This is a genomic window from Mycobacterium sp. E1715 (assembly GCF_001667625.1).
GTDB lineage: Bacteria > Actinomycetota > Actinomycetes > Mycobacteriales > Mycobacteriaceae > Mycobacterium.
Genome location: NZ_LZJJ01000374.1, coordinates 1 through 15429 on the forward strand (window position 1 = coordinate 1; position 15429 = coordinate 15429).

Consider the following 15429-nt stretch of genomic DNA (forward strand, 5'->3'; position numbering starts at 1 on the left):
TCACCCGGCTGCGGCCCTCGGGCCGCGGCGCGGACGTCTGGGAGGATCTGCACCCCACGGCCGCCCAGCAGGTTCAGCTCTACGAGTGGCTGGTGGCCAAGGGCGAGCGGGTGCTCACCGGCGACTCCTTCTTCCACCTGGCGCCACTGGGCTCCTCCGGCGCGCTGGCCGGCCTGAACCTGCTGGGCGGCCGTGGGGTGCAGATCCTCCCAGACGTCCGCGCCGCGGCCCGAGGGCCGCAGCCGGGTGATCCGCAGGGTGGCGCCGTAACGGCTTGCGAGCGCGGCGAATTCGTCAAGCTGGTCGACGTTGTGGCGGGTCACCACGACGGAGATCTTCGCGTCGGCGAAGCCGGCGGCGGCCAGGTTCTCCAGCGCGCGCACCGCCATGGCGAAGGACCCCGGACCGCGGACAGCGTCGTTGACCTCCGCGGTGGCGCCGTCGAGCGAGATCTGGACGTCGACGTAGTCGCTGGCGGCCAGCCGGGCGGCGACCTCTTCGGTGATGCGGACCCCGTTGGTGGAGAACTTCACCCCGACGTGGTGCGCGGTCGCGTAGTCGACCAGCTCCCAGAAGTCCGGCCGGACGGTGGGCTCCCCGCCGCCGATGTTGACGTAGAACACCTGCATGCGTTCCAGCTCGTCGATGATGTCCATGCACTGACGGGTGGAGAGCTCTCGCGGATCGCGCTTGCCCGAGGACGAAAGGCAGTGCACGCACGCCAGGTTGCATGCGTACGTGAGCTCCCACGTCAGGCAGATGGGCGCGTCCAGGCCGCTCTCGAACTGCTCGATGAGCCGCGGCACGGTGGCAGTCATGGGGCCTCCTGGGGTACCAACATCTTCGAATCGGCCAACACGCCGAGCGCGTGCAGATAGGGCGCCTCGCCGGCGTCGTCCACCCCCGCCGCGCGGCAGGCGGAATGGACGTCGGCATGGTCGGCCAGCGACCGCACCACGGTGAGGATGGTGCGGTTCTTCAGGAAGGACAGCTTGCGGGTGCCGAAGTGGTAGAGCAGCGCCCCGAAGGGTTCGGGTCGAACCGCCACCTGCGGGTGCAACCGCCAGCCGCGGTCGGGGTCGAACACGGGGTCAGTAGACCCCGCACATGCCGTCGATGGACACCTCTTCGACCAGGGTCTCGGTGACGAGCTGGGTCTCGGTCTCGGTTTCGTGGTCCACGGGTCATTGCCTTTCGTCGGTTCTTGACAACGATGGGGATCGAGTCACAAGCTTCGTCAGAATATGGCATCGAGTGCCGAAATGGAAGGGCGGGTGTCATGGTGCCGCAGCCGCGGGTGGGCCGTCGCCGCTCGACAACGCCGCACCACATCACCGACGTCGCCATCGAGCTGTTCAGCTCCCGCGGCTTCGCCGACGTCAGCGTCGACGACGTCGCCCAGGCCGCCGGCATCTCCCGGCGAACGCTGTTCCGCTACTACGCCTCCAAGAACGCCATCCCCTGGGGTGACTTCGACACCCACCTCGCGCGCCTGCGCGACCTGCTCGACGACGTCGACCCGCGCGTGCCGCTGGGTCAGGCGCTGCGCGATGCGCTGTTGGCGTTCAACACCTTTGACGAGTCCGAGACGGCGCGGCACCGCCAGCGCATGCGGGTGATCCTGCAAACCGCCGAGCTGCAGGCCTACTCGATGACGATGTACGCGGGCTGGCGCGAGGTGATCGCCGGATTCGTGGCCCGCCGGTCGGACCTCAAGACCACGGACCTGCTGCCCCAGACCGCCGCCTGGACGATGCTCGGGGTGGCGCTGGCGGCCTACGAGCACTGGCTCGGCGACGAGTCCGTCCCGCTGCCGACCGCGCTGGGCAACGCGTTCGATGTCGTCGGCGCCGGGTTGGACGGGCTGGATCGGTGACCGCGGACCACCTGCTGCACACACTGCGCGCGCAAGGGCGGTTCTGCGCCCGCTCCGGGTCCCCGATGTACGGCGAACTCTTCGAGCTGGTGGCCTGCGACGTCGAGTCGGGGGGCGTCTTCGCAACGATCCTGTCCGGGCACGAGGAGGACCCCGCGCCCCTCGCGGTGCCGCTGCGCCTGCTCGGCGGGTTACACCGGTTGGTGCTCGACGGCCGGGCACCGGGATTGCGCCGGTGGTACCCCAGCACCGGAGGCAGCTGGGACGCCGAGGCCGCCTGGCCGGAAATCGAGGGCGTCGCGGCCGAACACGCCGACGCGCTACGCGCCGCCCTGCGGCAACCGCCGCAGACCAACGAGGTCGGCCGATCGGCCGCCCTGATCGGCGGCTTGCTGCGCGCCAACGGTGAATCAGGTTTGCCGATAAGGCTTTTCGAGATCGGCTCCAGTGCGGGGCTGAACCTGCGCGCCGACCATTACCGTTACCGGTTCGCCGACGGCCAGTGGGGCCCGGGCGATTCGCCCGTGACCATCGAGGACGCGTGGCGCGGCGCGCTACCGCCCGACGGCGGGGTGCGGATCGTCGAGCGGCACGGCTTCGACATCGCACCCATCGACGTCACCGCCACCGACGGGGAGCTCACGGTGTTGAGCTACGTCTGGCCGGATCAGACCGCGCGGCTCGAGCGGCTGCGCGGCGCCGTCGAGGTCGCCCGCCGGGTGCCCGCGCGGCTGGAGCGCCGATCGGCGGCCGACGCGGTCGCCGGGCTGACGCTGGCCGCGGGCGCGTTGACGGTGCTGTGGCACTCGATCACGTGGCAGTACCTGAGCCACGAGGAGCGCGACACGGTCCGCGCCACGATCAGCGCGCTGGGCGAGCAGGCCGACGAACGGTCGCCGCTCGTCCACCTCACGCTGGAACCGGCGCGCGACGCGCCCGACGCGCCGATCCGGTTCCTGGTGCGGGCGCGTCGCTGGCCGGGCGGCGGTCTCGAGATCCTCGGCGAATGCCATCCGCACGGCCCGCCGGTGCAGTGGCGCTAGGGCTCAGCCCAGCACGTCGGAAATGGGCGCGCCGGCGGCGATCTTCGCGCGCACCTTCATGACCTTGCCGGGCATCCCGCCGCCGACCACGCCCACGAGCACGCCGTCTCGCTCGTAGTAGGCCAGGAACTTGCGGCCGTCGTCCTCGACGAGGTGGACGGTGTCGGTGGCTTCCGGTTCGCCCAGGCACTGGATCTTGACGTCGTACTGGTCGCTCCAGAAGTACGGAACTACGACGGCCGACGACGAGGAGTCCTGTCCAAGCATCGCGGGCACCACGACGCGGGTCTGGTCGGCGACGTTGCTCCAATGTTCCACGCGCGCTTGATGTCCCGTGGCGTCGCGCCAGGAGGCGACGTCGCCGAGCGCCCACACGTTGGGCGCGCTGGTCCGCCCGGCCCCGTCGCAGAGCACACCGTTGTCCACGGCGACGCCGCTGCCCTCGAGCCAACCGGTCGCTGGGTGCGACCCGATGCCGATGACCACCAGGTCGGCCGCCAGCTCGGTGCCGTCCGTCAGCAGCACCGTGTCCACTCGTCCGTCGCCGCGCACGTCGGCCACCCCGACGCCGAGACGGACGTCCACCCCTTCGTCGCGGTGCAGGCGCGCGACCAGCTCGCCGATCCGCTCGCCGAGCACCGACGCCAGGGGCGTCGGCTGCGGCTCGACCAACACCACGTCCACGCCGAGGCTGCGCAGGCTGGCCGCGACCTCACAGCCGATGAATCCGGCGCCGATGACGACGGCGCGCCGCGCGGAGGACGCGTGCTCGCGCAGCGCCATGCTCTCGTCGAACGTGCGCAGGACCCGGATGCCCTCGAGATCCGGCAGCGTCGGGATGCGCCGCGGCACCAGGCCGGTCGCGATGACGAGTTCGTCGTAGCCGATCACGGACCCGTCGGCCAGCGTCACCGTCTGCGCCACGGTGTCCAGGGCGGTGGCCGCCGCGCCCAGCCGCAGGGTGATGTCGTTGTCGTCGTACCACTCCCGGGGCTTGAGGGCGACGTCGTCGACCTCCTTGCGCAGCACCTCTTTTGACAGCGGCGGGCGATCGTAGGGCAAATGCACCTCGTCGCTGACGATCGTGACGCGGCCGGCGTACTCCGCCCGGCGAAGTTGCTCGGCGGTCCGGGCGGCGGCCAGGCCGCCACCGACGATCACTATTCCTTTGCTCGCGGTCACGTGGAGTTCATACCACGATCGCCGATCAGTACTTCAATGCGCCCTTGTCGACGGGGACCTGCGTGCCCGTCACCGTGGCCGACCCGTCACCAGCTAGCCACGCCACGACGTCGGCCACTTCGTCGGGCGACATGAACCCGTTGGGCTGCAACGGCATCGGGGGGAAGCTGTGCACGAAGCTGGGATGGCGGGCAAATATCTCCATCATCGCCTCGGGCTCGATCATCGGGGTGTCGATGGAGTACGGATGGATGGAGTTGACCCGGATGTCGTATTCGCCGAGCTCGATGGCCAGCGTGTTGGTCAGCGCGGTGAGCCCGTGCTTGCTGGCCGAGTAGTGCCCGTTGCCCGGTGTGGCTTTCAGCCCCGCGGACGAGCTGACCACGATGATCGAGCCCCCGTTGCCCGCCTCGATCATCGCGGGCACGGTCGCGCGCAGGGTGCGCCAGGTGCCGGTCAGGTTGACGCCGATCACGGTGTCCCACTGCTCGTCGGTGAGCTCCCAGAGCCGGCCCCAGCTCAAGACCCCGGCGTTGGCCACCACGATGTCGAGCCGGCCGAATTGCTCGACGCCGTCGGCCACCAGCTTGCGCAGTGCGGCATCGTCCCGGATGTCGGCCGCACGGGCCAAGACCTTGCGGCCCTCGGCCTCCACCAGCCGCACGGTCTCGTTGAGGTCCTCCGGCGTGGCAGGCGTGTAGGTGATGCTCTCTGACGCGGGCGCGCAGATGTCGAGCGCGATGATGTCGGCGCCTTCGCGGGCGAGCCGCACCGCATGCGAGCGGCCCTGGGCGCGCGCGGCGCCGGTGATGAATGCCACCCGGCCTTGCAGTGAGTCAGCCACGAGGCAAGGCTAGCAGCGGAACTGAAACCTGTTCTAACTCGCCCGGCGGTCAGATTTCCGAGATGATCTGGGCCCGCCGGCTGTTGTATTCCTGGTCGGTCAGCGCGCCGCTGGCGCGCAGGGTCTCGAGCTCCTGGAGCCGCTGAGCGATCGATGGTTGCGGGGGCGTCACCACCGGTGCCGGCCCTCCGGCGGTGGCCGGCTGCGGCTGGGCGGCCGGCGCCTGTTGTTCGGCCGCCCGGCGCACCACCGCCTGGATCTGTTGGCGCAGCGCAGGGTTCGACCGGATGTCGACCATCCGGTTCAGCGGAACGTTGTTGGCCTTGAGGATCTGCAGGATCTCCATCAGCGGGCCGGCCTGGCCGCTCAGGTCGTAGGTCTTGTTGTCCTCGGCCACGGTGAACTGCGCGGGGACCAGGCCGTTGACCAAAGCGCTTCGCTCCCAGTCGATCCGGTACTCGTTGGTGGTCGGGTTGACCAGCACCACCAGCTTGCGGGCGGACAGGTTGCCGAGGCGGGTGACGCTGGCGATCACCCGGTCTTCGCTGTCGAACGGCAGGAATCCGGGGCCCGCGATGTGCAGGTGCACCTTCACGACCTGCTGGTTGTTGATCCAGGTGCCCGTCTCGGTGACCCCGGTGATCTGGGCCAGCGCCAGCACGCCGCTCTGCTCGAGCTCCGCGTTCTTGGCCGACGACTTCGCGCCGTAGTTCGCCAGTGCGAGCGCGATCAGCACGTCGGCCACGGTGATGAGCAGCCCGGCGTAGAACATCCACTGCAGCAGGCTGCCGAACCCGAGGGTGAAGTAGACGACCAGGAAGATCGGCCCGACCAGGCCGCCACACAGCAAAACGATCAACTGTGCCTTGAGATAGCGCGCCAACACGAGTGTCTCCTTACCCTTGCTGGGGATTTTCGTGCCAGGGTAGCTTCCGCGCTGTCGCCACGCGCGCCATACGCGCAAACCGGCGAGCGTCAGTCGATCTTGGGTATCACCGTCGGCGCCGGGCGCTCCGAAGACCCCGCGGGCGTCGCCCCGACGGGCGAATGCGCCGACACCATCTTGACCGGCGTGCCGGTCGACACCGGCATCGCGGGCGCCGCGGCGGCCTGCGGCGTCTCGACCTGCGCCGGCGCCGTCGCGAGCGGGTTCACCGGCGCCGGGGCCGGCGCCGCCGGCTGCGTCGCGGTGGCCGGGGTGTAGGCGGGGGTCACCATCCGCACCGGCGTCGCCGGTGTGGCGGCCGGGGCCATCGCCGCCGGCCCCGCGGTGGCGGCGGCCGCCGTCTGGCCGGCCTGCGCCTGCGCTCCCGCGAGCGCCGAAGCGGGGGCGATCGCCGAGGCCACGGGTCCCGCGGGCACGCCCGGCGCCGACCCACCCGCGGCCGTCACCGCCGGCAACTGCGCGGCCATCGACGCGGGCGCCGCCGCGCTCTGCAGGGGCGAGGTGTTGGCCGCCTCGGTGGCGAGATACTGCGCCGCGCCGCCGTTCATCAGCTGCACGAACTGCTGGTGGAACGCCGCGGCCTGCGCGCTGAGCGCCTGGTACACCTGGGAGTGCGCGCCGAACAGGGTCGCGATGCTGGCCGACACCTCGTCGGCACCCGGGGCCAGCACGTTCGACGTCGGACCCAGCGCCATCGTGTTGGCGGACGTGATCGTCCAGCCGATCCTGGCCAGGTCCGACGCCGCGGCGGCGACGTACTCAGGCGTCGTGAATACGAAGGACATCTAACCTCCCGGCCGTCTTCCCCCGACTCCCTTATCACGGAATCGTAGCGGAGCCGCCCGCATCAGGCCCGGTAAACGCATAAAGCCCGGATTGCCGCTTTCGGCAATCCGGGCTTTATGGCGAACTGGACCTACTTGATGATCTTGACGACCCGGCCGGCGCCGACGGTGCGGCCACCCTCGCGGATCGCGAACCGCAGCCCCTCGTCCATGGCGACGGGCTGGATCAGCTTGACCGAGATGTTGGTGTTGTCACCGGGCATCACCATCTCGGTGCCCTCCGGCAGCGTCACCACACCGGTCACGTCGGTGGTGCGGAAGTAGAACTGCGGACGGTAGTTGTTGAAGAACGGCGTGTGCCGGCCGCCCTCGTCCTTGGACAGGATGTAGACCTGGCCCTCGAACTCGGTGTGCGGCGTGGTGGTGCCGGGCTTCGTGACGACCTGACCGCGCTCGACGTCCTCGCGCTTGATACCGCGGAGCAGCAGACCGACGTTGTCACCGGCCTGGCCCTGATCGAGCAGCTTGCGGAACATCTCCACACCGGTGACCGTGGTCTTGGTGCTGGCGGGGCGGATGCCGACGATCTCGACTTCCTCGTTCACGTTGATCACGCCGCGCTCGACACGACCGGTGACCACCGTGCCACGCCCGGTGATGGTGAAGACGTCCTCCACCGGCATCAGGAACGGCTTGTCGGTCTCGCGGACCGGGTCCGGGATCGACTCGTCGACGGCCTCCATCAGCTGCTCGACGGACTCGACCCACTTGGCGTCGCCCTCGAGCGCCTTGAGCGCCGAGACCCGCACGACGGGGGCGTCCTCGTCGAACTCCTGGGCGGCCAGCAGCTCGCGGACCTCCATCTCGACGAGCTCGAGGAGCTCCTCGTCGTCGACCATGTCGGCCTTGTTCAGCGCGACCAGGATGTAGGGCACGCCGACCTGACGCGCGAGCAGCACGTGCTCACGGGTCTGCGGCATCGGGCCGTCGGTGGCGGCGACCACCAGGATCGCGCCGTCCATCTGGGCGGCGCCGGTGATCATGTTCTTGATGTAGTCGGCGTGACCCGGGGCGTCGACGTGCGCGTAGTGGCGCTTGTCGGTCTGGTACTCCACGTGGGAGATGTTGATGGTGATACCGCGCTGACGCTCCTCGGGAGCGTTGTCGATCTGGTCGAACGCGCGGGACTCGTTCAGGTCCGGGTACTTGTCGTGCAGAACCTTGGTGATAGCCGCGGTCAGCGTCGTCTTGCCGTGGTCAACGTGACCGATGGTCCCAATGTTGACGTGCGGCTTCGTCCGCTCGAACTTCGCCTTCGCCACTTCGTTGTCCTCCTGGACTGTTGGTGCTCGTTAAAGCAGTGTTGGTGTTTTCAGTTGTGCCGCGCCCAAGGCTTTGCAATGACCCGGCAAGATTACTCCGAGGGGATTTTTACTGACCCGTCGCCTTCGCGATGATCTCCTTCGACACGTTGGCCGGTACTTCGGCGTACGAGTCGAACACCATGGAGTAGTTCGCCCGGCCTTGGGTCTTGGACCTCAGGTCGCCGACGTAGCCGAACATCTCCGACAGCGGCACGTGCGCCCTGACGACGCGTGCACCGCTCCGCTCCTCCATGGCCTGGATCTGGCCACGGCGGGAGTTCAGGTCGCCGATCACGTCGCCCATGTAGTCCTCGGGCGTGGTGACCTCGACGGCCATGATCGGCTCCAGGATGACCGGCTGTGCTTGCTGCGCAGCCTTTTTCAGGACCTGCGAACCGGCGATCTTGAACGCCATCTCGGACGAGTCGACCTCGTGGAAGGCGCCGTCGAGCAGGGTGACCTTGAGGTTCACCAGCGGGTAGCCGGCCAGCACACCGTATTGCATGGCGTCCTGCGCCCCGGCGTCCACCGACGGGATGTACTCCCGGGGGATGCGGCCACCGGTGACCTTGTTCTCGAACTCGTAGGTCGCACCGTCCTCGCCGGTGAACGGCTCGAGGTTGATGATCACCTTCGCGAACTGGCCCGAGCCACCCGTCTGCTTCTTGTGGGTGAACTCGACGTTGTTCGCGGCCCGCTTGATGGTCTCCTTGTAGGCCACCTGCGGCTTGCCGACGTTGGCCTCGACCTTGAACTCGCGACGCATGCGGTCCACCAGGATGTCCAGGTGCAGCTCGCCCATTCCGCCGATCACGGTCTGGCCGGTCTCCTGGTCCAGGTGCACCTTGAAGGTCGGGTCCTCCTCGGCGAGCTTCTGGATCGAGAGGCTCAGCTTCTCCTGGTCGCTCTTGGTCTTGGGCTCGATGGCCACCTCGATGACCGGGTCCGGGAAGGTCATCGACTCGAGGACGACCTGGTCGTTCGGGTCGCACAGGGTGTCGCCCGTGGTGGTGTCCTTCAGGCCGATCACGGCGTAGATGTGACCCGCCGACGCGGTCTCCACCGGGTTCTCCTTGTTGGAGTGCATCTGGAACAGCTTGCCCAGCCGCTCCTTCTTGCCCTTGGTGGCGTTGATGACCTGGCTGCCGGAGTCGACCTTGCCCGAGTAGACCCGGACGTAGGTCAGCTTGCCGAAGAACGGGTGCGTGGCCACCTTGAACGCCAGCGCGGCGAACGGCTCGTCGGTCGACGGCTTGCGGATGACCTCGACGTCCTCCTTGCCCGGCGCGTGGCCGACGGCCGGCGGCACGTCCAGCGGCGAGGGCAGGTAGTCGATGACCGCGTCCAGCATCGGCTGGACGCCCTTGTTCTTGAACGCGCTGCCGCACAGGACGGGGTAGGCCTCCGAGCTGATGGTCAGCTTGCGGATGGCGCCCTTGATCTCCTCGACGGTGAGCTCCTCACCACCCAGGTACTTGTCCAGTAGCGCCTCGTCCGTCTCGGCGACGGCCTCGAGCAGCTTGGTGCGGTACTCGTCGGCCTTCTCCTGCAGGTCGGCCGGGATGTCGACGACGTCGTACTTCTCGCCGAGCTTGGCCTCGGCGCTCCACACCTTGGCCTTCATCTCGACCAGGTCGACGACGCCCTCGAAGTCACCCTCGGAGCCGACGGGCAGCTGGATCGGGATGACGTTGGCGCCCAGGCGCTCCTCCATGGTGCGCACGGAGAAGTAGAAGTCGGCGCCGATCTTGTCCATCTTGTTGACGAAGCAGATGCGCGGAACGTCGTACTTGTCGGCCTGCCGCCACACCTGCTCGGACTGCGGCTCGACGCCCTCCTTGCCGTCGAAGACGGCGACGGCACCGTCGAGCACGCGCAGGCTGCGCTCCACCTCGACGGTGAAGTCGACGTGGCCCGGGGTGTCGATGATGTTGATCTGGTTGTCGTTCCAGAAGCAGGTGGTAGCCGCGGAGGTGATGGTGATCCCCCGCTCCTGCTCCTGCTCCATCCAGTCCATGGTGGCGGCGCCGTCGTGCACCTCACCGATCTTGTAGCTGATACCGGTGTAGTAGAGGATGCGCTCGGTCGTCGTCGTCTTGCCGGCGTCGATGTGCGCCATGATGCCGATGTTGCGGACCTTGGTCAGGTCGGTCAGCACGTCCTTCTGTGCCACAGAAGTCTTCCCACTCTTTCGATTGCTTGGTTCGCTGTCTTGTTTGCGCCGGCCCCGTCGCCGGCTAGATCACCAGCGATAGTGCGCGAAGGCGCGGTTGGCCTCGGCCATCTTGTGGGTGTCCTCGCGTCGCTTGACGGCGGCACCCAGGCCGTTGCTGGCGTCCAGGATCTCGTTCGCCAGCCGCTCGACCATGGTCTTCTCGCGACGCTGCTTGGAGAAGCTGACCAACCAACGCAGGGCCAGCGTCACCGAGCGGTCCGGTCGCACCTCGACCGGAACCTGATACGTCGCACCACCTACGCGGCGACTCCGCACCTCGAGGGAAGGCTTGACGTTGTCCATGGCGCGCTTGAGAGTGATCACCGGGTCGGTGCCGGTCTTCTCACGAGCTTGTTCGAGCGCACCATAAACAATGCGTTCGGCCAGCGATTTCTTCCCGTCCAGCAGGACTTTGTTGACGAGCTGCGTGACGAGCTGCGAACCGTAGACCGGGTCGTTGACCAGCGGACGCTTGGGCGCGGGCCCCTTGCGCGGCATTAGCTCTTCTCCTTCTTGGCGCCGTAACGGCTGCGGGCCTGCTTGCGGTTCTTGACGCCCTGGGTGTCGAGCGAACCGCGGATGATCTTGTAGCGCACGCCGGGCAGGTCCTTGACTCGGCCACCACGCACCAGCACCATCGAGTGTTCCTGCAGGTTGTGGCCCTCGCCCGGGATGTAGGCGGTGACCTCGACCTGGCTCGTCAGCTTCACGCGCGCGACCTTCCGAAGCGCCGAGTTCGGCTTCTTCGGGGTGGTGGTGTACACGCGAGTGCATACGCCACGGCGCTGCGGGCTGCCCTTCAGGGCCGCGGTCTTGACCTTGGCGATCTTGTCGCGGCGACCCTTGCGGACCAGCTGCTGAATGGTTGGCATCTAGGAGGCTTTCTGTGTTCGTGTTGGGCGTCTGTCGGCGGTTCTCAAGTCTTCGTACTGCAGTTATGCCCGGTCGCACTACCCCGCGGCCGGGTGTGTCGCACGCGTTGCGCACCGGAGGACGATCCGATGCATCGTGGACATGCGAATTCGCCCGGCATCCACTTCCTTACGGTTAGGCGCCGTAAGCCGCCAGGCACGAGCCTCCACAATACCCGCCGCCGGTCTTGCAGGTCAAAGCGGCGGTCAAACCCCGGACACCGTCGAAGCTAGCCCCTGACGCCGTCGTGGGTGACGCGCCGCTCCAGACCCGCCGCCAGGCGCAGCACCATGTCCGAAAACAGCGCGTCGGTGTCGATGTCGTCCATGACACCGGTCATCTCCAGCAGCACGAAGCCGTGCAGCGCGGACCAGAACTCCAGCGCCGCGTGGAAGGCCTCGTCGCCGTCGAGCCCGTAGGAGGACAGCACCGCGATCACCGGCGCGGCCGCGCCCCGGGTGGCCGCCGTGTACTCCGGGTCGTCGCCGCCCAGCGGCATCCGGGTGAATGCCGAGTAGCGGCCGGGGTGGTGATGCGCATAGCTGCGGTAGGCGCCCGCCATGACGAGCACCGCGTCGTCGCGGGCGCGGCCCTCGCCGACCCGGTTCAGCATCGTGATGATGTCGTCGATGACGCGGATCCGCACCGCCCGGCGCAGGTCCTCCAGGCTGTCCACGTGGTTGTACAGCGACGGCCCCTTGGTGCCCAGCTGCGTCGCCAGCGCGTTGATGGTGAGGGCGTCCCAGCCCTCCCGGTCCAGGAAGGTCAGCGCGCCGTCGATGATGCCCTCGCGGCTCAGCTTGGCCGGGCGGGAGCCGGCCCTCCCCCCGCGCGGGCGCCCGGCCGCCGTCGGCGTTTCGGGCTGAGCTGCCATGGCGGGGCCCTTCGCTCGGGATGTTCGGGGTGCTTAACTAATGACTCTAGTTGACGCCCGTCGCGAAACTATTTCAGCCACGGCCGGATGGACGTAATCTCAGTCCAGCTGATCACCCGTCACCAAGGGGGCCCGCAGTGCACTGGACAACCGTCGCCGGGTCGCTGGCTACCTGTGTCATCACCGTCGCCGCCACCCCCGCCCCCGCGGCGCACGCCAAGAACGGCGACACCCACGTCGTCGGCCAGGGCATCCAGCAGACGCTGGACTGCAACGACGCCACGCTGTTCGTCAACGGCTCCTTCAACAACGTCACGGCGCTGGGCAACTGCTACGCGGTGACGGTGATGGGCTCGTCCAACACCGTCGTCGCCGATTCCGTCTCGCACGACATCACCGTCTACGGCTACGACCAGACCGTGTTCTTCCACAACGGCGCGCCGGTCCTGTGGGACCGCGGCCGCGAACTGGGCATGACCAACCGGCTCCAGCAAGTGCCCGGCTAGGCCCGACACGACGTCACCATCCAACTTCAGGGGAATCGAGGAACATTGTCCGCCCGCATCTTTGACCGCCCCTCGGGGCTGATCGCGCTCACCGTGGCCCCGGCGCTCGCGGCCGTGTTGGTGGCCGGCTGCAGCTCGACGGCCAACCCGCCCGGCGGTTCCAGCACGACGACCAAGAGCAGCCCGACGACGACGACAAGCGCCGGGGCGGCCACCACCACCAAGTCGGGCGGGGCCAGCACCACCGCGTCGGTCGAGATCGGCAACACGCTCACCTACGGGTCGATGGGGACCACCGCGACGCTTGACTGCGCCAGCGGCAAGTCGCTGAACGTGGGCGGCTCGGACAACACCCTCACCATCACCGGCTCCTGCGCGACGGTGACCGTCGGCGGCGCGAGCAACAAGATCACCCTGGACAAGGTCGACACGCGGATCAGCGTGATCGGATTCAACAACACCATCACCTACAAGGACGGTGAGCCCAAGGTGGACAACCTCGGCTCGGGCAACACGATCACCAAGGGCGGCTGACGGTAGTCGTTCCCTGACAGGGGCATTCGCCGTGAGGCGAGCGTTTTGATTGGGGCATATGATGATCCCGGCAGAACGGAATCCAGCCATGCTCACCCGCACCACCATCCGCGCCGGCGCACTGGTCACGGCGATCGTGGTGCTGACCGGCGTCGTGATGCTTCCCCACGAGGTGGCGGCGGCCGACCCGACCGACGACCAGTTCGTATCACTGCTCGACCAAAAGGGAATCCCCGCGCTGGACAACATTCCCAGCCTCATCGGCACGGCACACCGGATCTGCCGCCAACTCGATGGCGGGATGCCGGTCGACGGCGTAGTCGACGACCTGAGGGAGCGGGCCTTCAAAGCCAATCCGGGCGGCGGCCAGTACCCCGCCGATCGCGTGGCGCGCACCATCGCCCGATTCATCTCCGCTTCGGTCGAGGCCTATTGCCCGAACAACCAGCCGAAGATCGCTTCGCTGCAGGGCGTGGCCAATCGCGGACCCGGTTCGAGCGAACCAACCGCCCAACCGGCCGGGGTTCGGCTGGCGTCGTACGGACCGTTGCCCGCGGGGGAAACCGCGCAGCCGGACCCGCCGCAACTTCCGCCGCCGCCCGCCCCGACGGCCCAGATCCTGGCGCCGCCCCCGCCCGTCGCGGCCCCGTCGCCGCGGCCGCAAGCGCCCGCACCGGCGCAAGAGCCACAACCGGGACCGCAGCAGGGACCGACGGTGGCTCCCGCACCGGGTGGCCCTCCCGGCGCCGGCGGTGACACCCCTCCCACGCCGCCCGGCAGGGTGCGGCTCGCACCGTAAAGCGTCGGCTAGCCCGCGGGAGCGCCGTGCCGGCCCGCGCCGGCGGCGAACCGCCCAGCCCCCTCGTTCGCCTCGGCGGCGACGCGGGAGATGCTGGCGAATTCGAAGTCGATCGCCTCGGATTCCGTTGTCCCCCATTGATGTAACGCCGAGAGTCGATCGGACCGCAGGCACTGCTGCGGCAGCGCGGCCAGTTGCGCCGCCAATTCCTCCGCCGCCTGCCGCGCCTGGCCGTTGGGCACGACGCGGTTGGCCAGCCCCATCGCGAGGGCTTCGTCGGCCTTGACGCCGCGGCCGGTGAGGATCATGTCCATCGCGCGGCTGTGTCCGATCAGCCGCGGCAGCCGCACCGTGCCGCCGTCGATCAGCGGCACGCCCCAGCGGCGGCAGTACACCCCGAACACGGCGTCCTCCTCGGCCACCCGCAGGTCGCACCAGACGGCCAACTCCAGACCCCCGGCGACCGCGAAGCCGCTGACGGCGGCGATCACCGGCTTGGACAACACCATTCGCGTCGGCCCCATCGGGCCCGGGCCCGTCCGGTGCACGGCGTTGGCGTCGGGCGTGCCGAAGGCCTTCAGATCGGCGCCGGCGCAGAACGTTCCGCCGTCGCCCCACAACACGGCGACCGATGCGCTGTCGTCGCGGTCGAATTCGTCGAACGCCGCGTACAGCGCGGCGGCCGTGGGGCCGTTGACCGCATTGCGGGCGGCCGGCCGGTTCAGGATCACCGTCGTCACCGGGCCGTTGCGTTCGATGCGCACTGGGTCGCTCATTTTGCCTCCGCGAATAGTGGTTCCCGCCGCTGCAGCAGCTCAGTGGCGAAGTCGTGGTAGGCCGCCCGCAGCCGCGCACCGGGCCAGTCGGCGGGCAGCAGTTCGTCGGGCAGGACCGGGTCGGTGAGCAGGTGTCGCACCGTCGCCGCGGCCACCACGAACCGGGCGGGAATGTCCGGCGCGGCGGCCATCTCGTCGAGCAGCCGGTTACCGGCCCGGGCCCACGCGGGCAGGTCCCACAGCTGGGTGGCGAGTTCGGCGGCGTCGTCGACGCGCGCCCGCAGGACCCGCACCCGGGCGTCGATCTCGGGATCGAGGTCGGACTCCAGGTTGTCGGGGCGCATCCACACACCCTCGCGCAGTTCACCGAAGCGCTTGCCGTGCATGGCGTTTCGCAGCGAGGCCCGGGTACGCGCGTCGCCGCCCACGCTGGTCACGATCAGCGTGACCCACTCCCCGCCCCACGGGCGGACCCGCGGGTCGATGGCGTCGTCCTGGCGGCGCTGCCGGGCCAGCAGCCGATCCGAGAGCCGATAGCCGTCGGCGGAGCGGATCAGGTCACCGGCACCCACCATGCGGGTCAGCGCCACCCGCAGGGTGGTCTCTTTGATGCCGAAATCCGCAGTAAGCCTGACCAATTCGCTGGCCCGGGCGTGCGCCGGGTGGGCGCCCAGCAGCACGCTGAGCACCACCGACCGGGCCGTCATGGTGGCCATGGGCTAGACCTGTGACGCGCGGCGGCCGTAGTCACCGAAGGGCTCGTCGCGATGCCG

19 protein-coding genes are annotated in these 15429 nt (G+C 68.8%); 5 read left to right on the forward strand and 14 right to left on the reverse strand.

Going from position 1 to position 15429, the window contains the following annotated elements:
- The 3 genes from mftC to mftA all read right to left on the reverse strand — a co-directional run.
- The coding region (mftC, locus tag A9X03_RS18590; protein WP_068262362.1) for a mycofactocin radical SAM maturase at positions 1 to 818 on the reverse strand (818 nt) is incomplete at its 3' end.
- Positions 815 to 1087, reverse strand: a complete 273-nt coding sequence (mftB, locus tag A9X03_RS18595) for a mycofactocin biosynthesis chaperone MftB (RefSeq protein ID WP_067753474.1) — start codon at positions 1085 to 1087, stop codon at positions 815 to 817. The genes mftB and mftC, both read right to left, overlap by 4 nt.
- 4 nt (positions 1088 to 1091) lie before the next feature.
- Positions 1092 to 1181, reverse strand: coding sequence for a mycofactocin precursor MftA (gene mftA / locus A9X03_RS18600; RefSeq protein WP_046186817.1), 90 nt, complete (start codon positions 1179 to 1181; stop codon positions 1092 to 1094).
- A 98-nt stretch (positions 1182 to 1279) separates the two neighbouring features.
- Here mftA and mftR point away from each other — a divergent pair, with 98 nt between their 5' ends.
- Both mftR and A9X03_RS18610 read left to right on the forward strand, forming a co-directional pair.
- Complete coding sequence (mftR, locus tag A9X03_RS18605; protein ID WP_068262371.1) at positions 1280 to 1876, forward strand: mycofactocin system transcriptional regulator; 597 nt, start codon at positions 1280 to 1282, stop codon at positions 1874 to 1876.
- Positions 1873 to 2919 (forward strand): DUF2332 domain-containing protein, encoded by a 1047-nt coding sequence (locus A9X03_RS18610; RefSeq protein WP_068262376.1) that lies wholly within the window; start codon positions 1873 to 1875, stop codon positions 2917 to 2919. The genes mftR and A9X03_RS18610 overlap by 4 nt, the downstream gene beginning before the upstream one ends.
- A gap of 3 nt (positions 2920 to 2922) precedes the next feature.
- On the opposite strand, the gene A9X03_RS18615 is transcribed toward A9X03_RS18610, so the two are convergent.
- The 9 genes from A9X03_RS18615 to A9X03_RS18655 form a co-directional block, all read right to left on the reverse strand.
- Positions 2923 to 4101, reverse strand: coding sequence for an NAD(P)/FAD-dependent oxidoreductase (locus A9X03_RS18615; RefSeq protein WP_068262379.1), 1179 nt, complete (start codon positions 4099 to 4101; stop codon positions 2923 to 2925).
- A gap of 25 nt (positions 4102 to 4126) precedes the next feature.
- Positions 4127 to 4945, reverse strand: coding sequence for a mycofactocin-coupled SDR family oxidoreductase (locus tag A9X03_RS18620; RefSeq protein WP_082974531.1), 819 nt, complete (start codon positions 4943 to 4945; stop codon positions 4127 to 4129).
- A 49-nt stretch (positions 4946 to 4994) separates the two neighbouring features.
- Entirely contained in the window at positions 4995 to 5831 is an 837-nt protein-coding gene (locus A9X03_RS18625; RefSeq protein WP_067753459.1) for an SHOCT domain-containing protein, read from the reverse strand.
- Positions 5832 to 5920: 89 nt separating this feature from the next.
- Positions 5921 to 6676, reverse strand: coding sequence for a PE family protein (locus A9X03_RS18630; RefSeq protein ID WP_067753456.1), 756 nt, complete (start codon positions 6674 to 6676; stop codon positions 5921 to 5923).
- A 131-nt stretch (positions 6677 to 6807) separates the two neighbouring features.
- The gene (tuf, locus tag A9X03_RS18635) at positions 6808 to 7998 is read right to left on the reverse strand and encodes an elongation factor Tu (protein ID WP_007167815.1); all 1191 of its coding nucleotides are present in this window, start codon (positions 7996 to 7998) and stop codon (positions 6808 to 6810) included.
- A gap of 109 nt (positions 7999 to 8107) precedes the next feature.
- Positions 8108 to 10213 carry an elongation factor G gene (gene fusA / locus A9X03_RS18640; protein WP_073880591.1) on the reverse strand — a complete coding sequence of 702 codons (2106 nt, stop codon included), beginning with the start codon at positions 10211 to 10213 and terminating at the stop codon, positions 8108 to 8110.
- A gap of 69 nt (positions 10214 to 10282) precedes the next feature.
- The gene (rpsG, locus tag A9X03_RS18645) at positions 10283 to 10753 is read right to left on the reverse strand and encodes a 30S ribosomal protein S7 (protein ID WP_066999224.1); all 471 of its coding nucleotides are present in this window, start codon (positions 10751 to 10753) and stop codon (positions 10283 to 10285) included.
- A complete protein-coding gene (gene rpsL, locus A9X03_RS18650; protein WP_007167812.1) occupies positions 10753 to 11127 on the reverse strand; it encodes a 30S ribosomal protein S12 in 375 nt (124 codons plus the stop codon). Before rpsL ends, rpsG begins: the two co-directional genes overlap by 1 nt.
- Before the next feature lie 269 nt (positions 11128 to 11396).
- Positions 11397 to 12041 (reverse strand): TetR/AcrR family transcriptional regulator, encoded by a 645-nt coding sequence (locus tag A9X03_RS18655; protein ID WP_067753453.1) that lies wholly within the window; start codon positions 12039 to 12041, stop codon positions 11397 to 11399.
- Positions 12042 to 12178: 137 nt separating this feature from the next.
- On the opposite strand from A9X03_RS18655, the gene A9X03_RS18660 reads away from it, so the two are divergent.
- From A9X03_RS18660 to A9X03_RS30640, 3 genes are all read left to right on the forward strand, one after another.
- On the forward strand, positions 12179 to 12547 hold the full coding sequence (locus A9X03_RS18660; protein WP_067753450.1) for a DUF3060 domain-containing protein: 369 nt from the start codon (positions 12179 to 12181) through the stop codon (positions 12545 to 12547).
- A gap of 78 nt (positions 12548 to 12625) precedes the next feature.
- Entirely contained in the window at positions 12626 to 13081 is a 456-nt protein-coding gene (locus A9X03_RS18665; RefSeq protein WP_369807416.1) for a DUF3060 domain-containing protein, read from the forward strand.
- 88 nt (positions 13082 to 13169) lie between these two features.
- On the forward strand, positions 13170 to 13880 hold the full coding sequence (locus tag A9X03_RS30640; protein WP_067753541.1) for a DUF732 domain-containing protein: 711 nt from the start codon (positions 13170 to 13172) through the stop codon (positions 13878 to 13880).
- An 8-nt stretch (positions 13881 to 13888) separates the two neighbouring features.
- On the opposite strand, the gene A9X03_RS18675 is transcribed toward A9X03_RS30640, so the two are convergent.
- Together A9X03_RS18675 and A9X03_RS18680 are read right to left on the reverse strand one after the other, a co-directional pair.
- Entirely contained in the window at positions 13889 to 14656 is a 768-nt protein-coding gene (locus A9X03_RS18675; protein WP_067753447.1) for a crotonase/enoyl-CoA hydratase family protein, read from the reverse strand.
- Positions 14653 to 15372 carry a PaaX family transcriptional regulator C-terminal domain-containing protein gene (locus tag A9X03_RS18680; RefSeq protein WP_067753444.1) on the reverse strand — a complete coding sequence of 240 codons (720 nt, stop codon included), beginning with the start codon at positions 15370 to 15372 and terminating at the stop codon, positions 14653 to 14655. The genes A9X03_RS18675 and A9X03_RS18680 overlap by 4 nt, the downstream gene beginning before the upstream one ends.
- Positions 15373 to 15429: the final 57 nt, after the last annotated feature.

Coding starts and splice junctions, on each gene's coding strand:
- mftR (WP_068262371.1), top strand. CDS start 1,280: ATGGTGCCGCAGCCGCGGGTGGGCCGTCGCCGCTCGACAACGCCGCAC.
- A9X03_RS18630 (WP_067753456.1), bottom strand. CDS start 6,676: ATGTCCTTCGTATTCACGACGCCTGAGTACGTCGCCGCCGCGGCGTCG.
- rpsG (WP_066999224.1), bottom strand. CDS start 10,753: ATGCCGCGCAAGGGGCCCGCGCCCAAGCGTCCGCTGGTCAACGACCCG.
- rpsL (WP_007167812.1), bottom strand. CDS start 11,127: ATGCCAACCATTCAGCAGCTGGTCCGCAAGGGTCGCCGCGACAAGATC.
- A9X03_RS18655 (WP_067753453.1), bottom strand. CDS start 12,041: ATGGCAGCTCAGCCCGAAACGCCGACGGCGGCCGGGCGCCCGCGCGGG.
- A9X03_RS30640 (WP_067753541.1), top strand. CDS start 13,170: ATGCTCACCCGCACCACCATCCGCGCCGGCGCACTGGTCACGGCGATC.
- A9X03_RS18675 (WP_067753447.1), bottom strand. CDS start 14,656: ATGAGCGACCCAGTGCGCATCGAACGCAACGGCCCGGTGACGACGGTG.
- A9X03_RS18680 (WP_067753444.1), bottom strand. CDS start 15,372: ATGGCCACCATGACGGCCCGGTCGGTGGTGCTCAGCGTGCTGCTGGGC.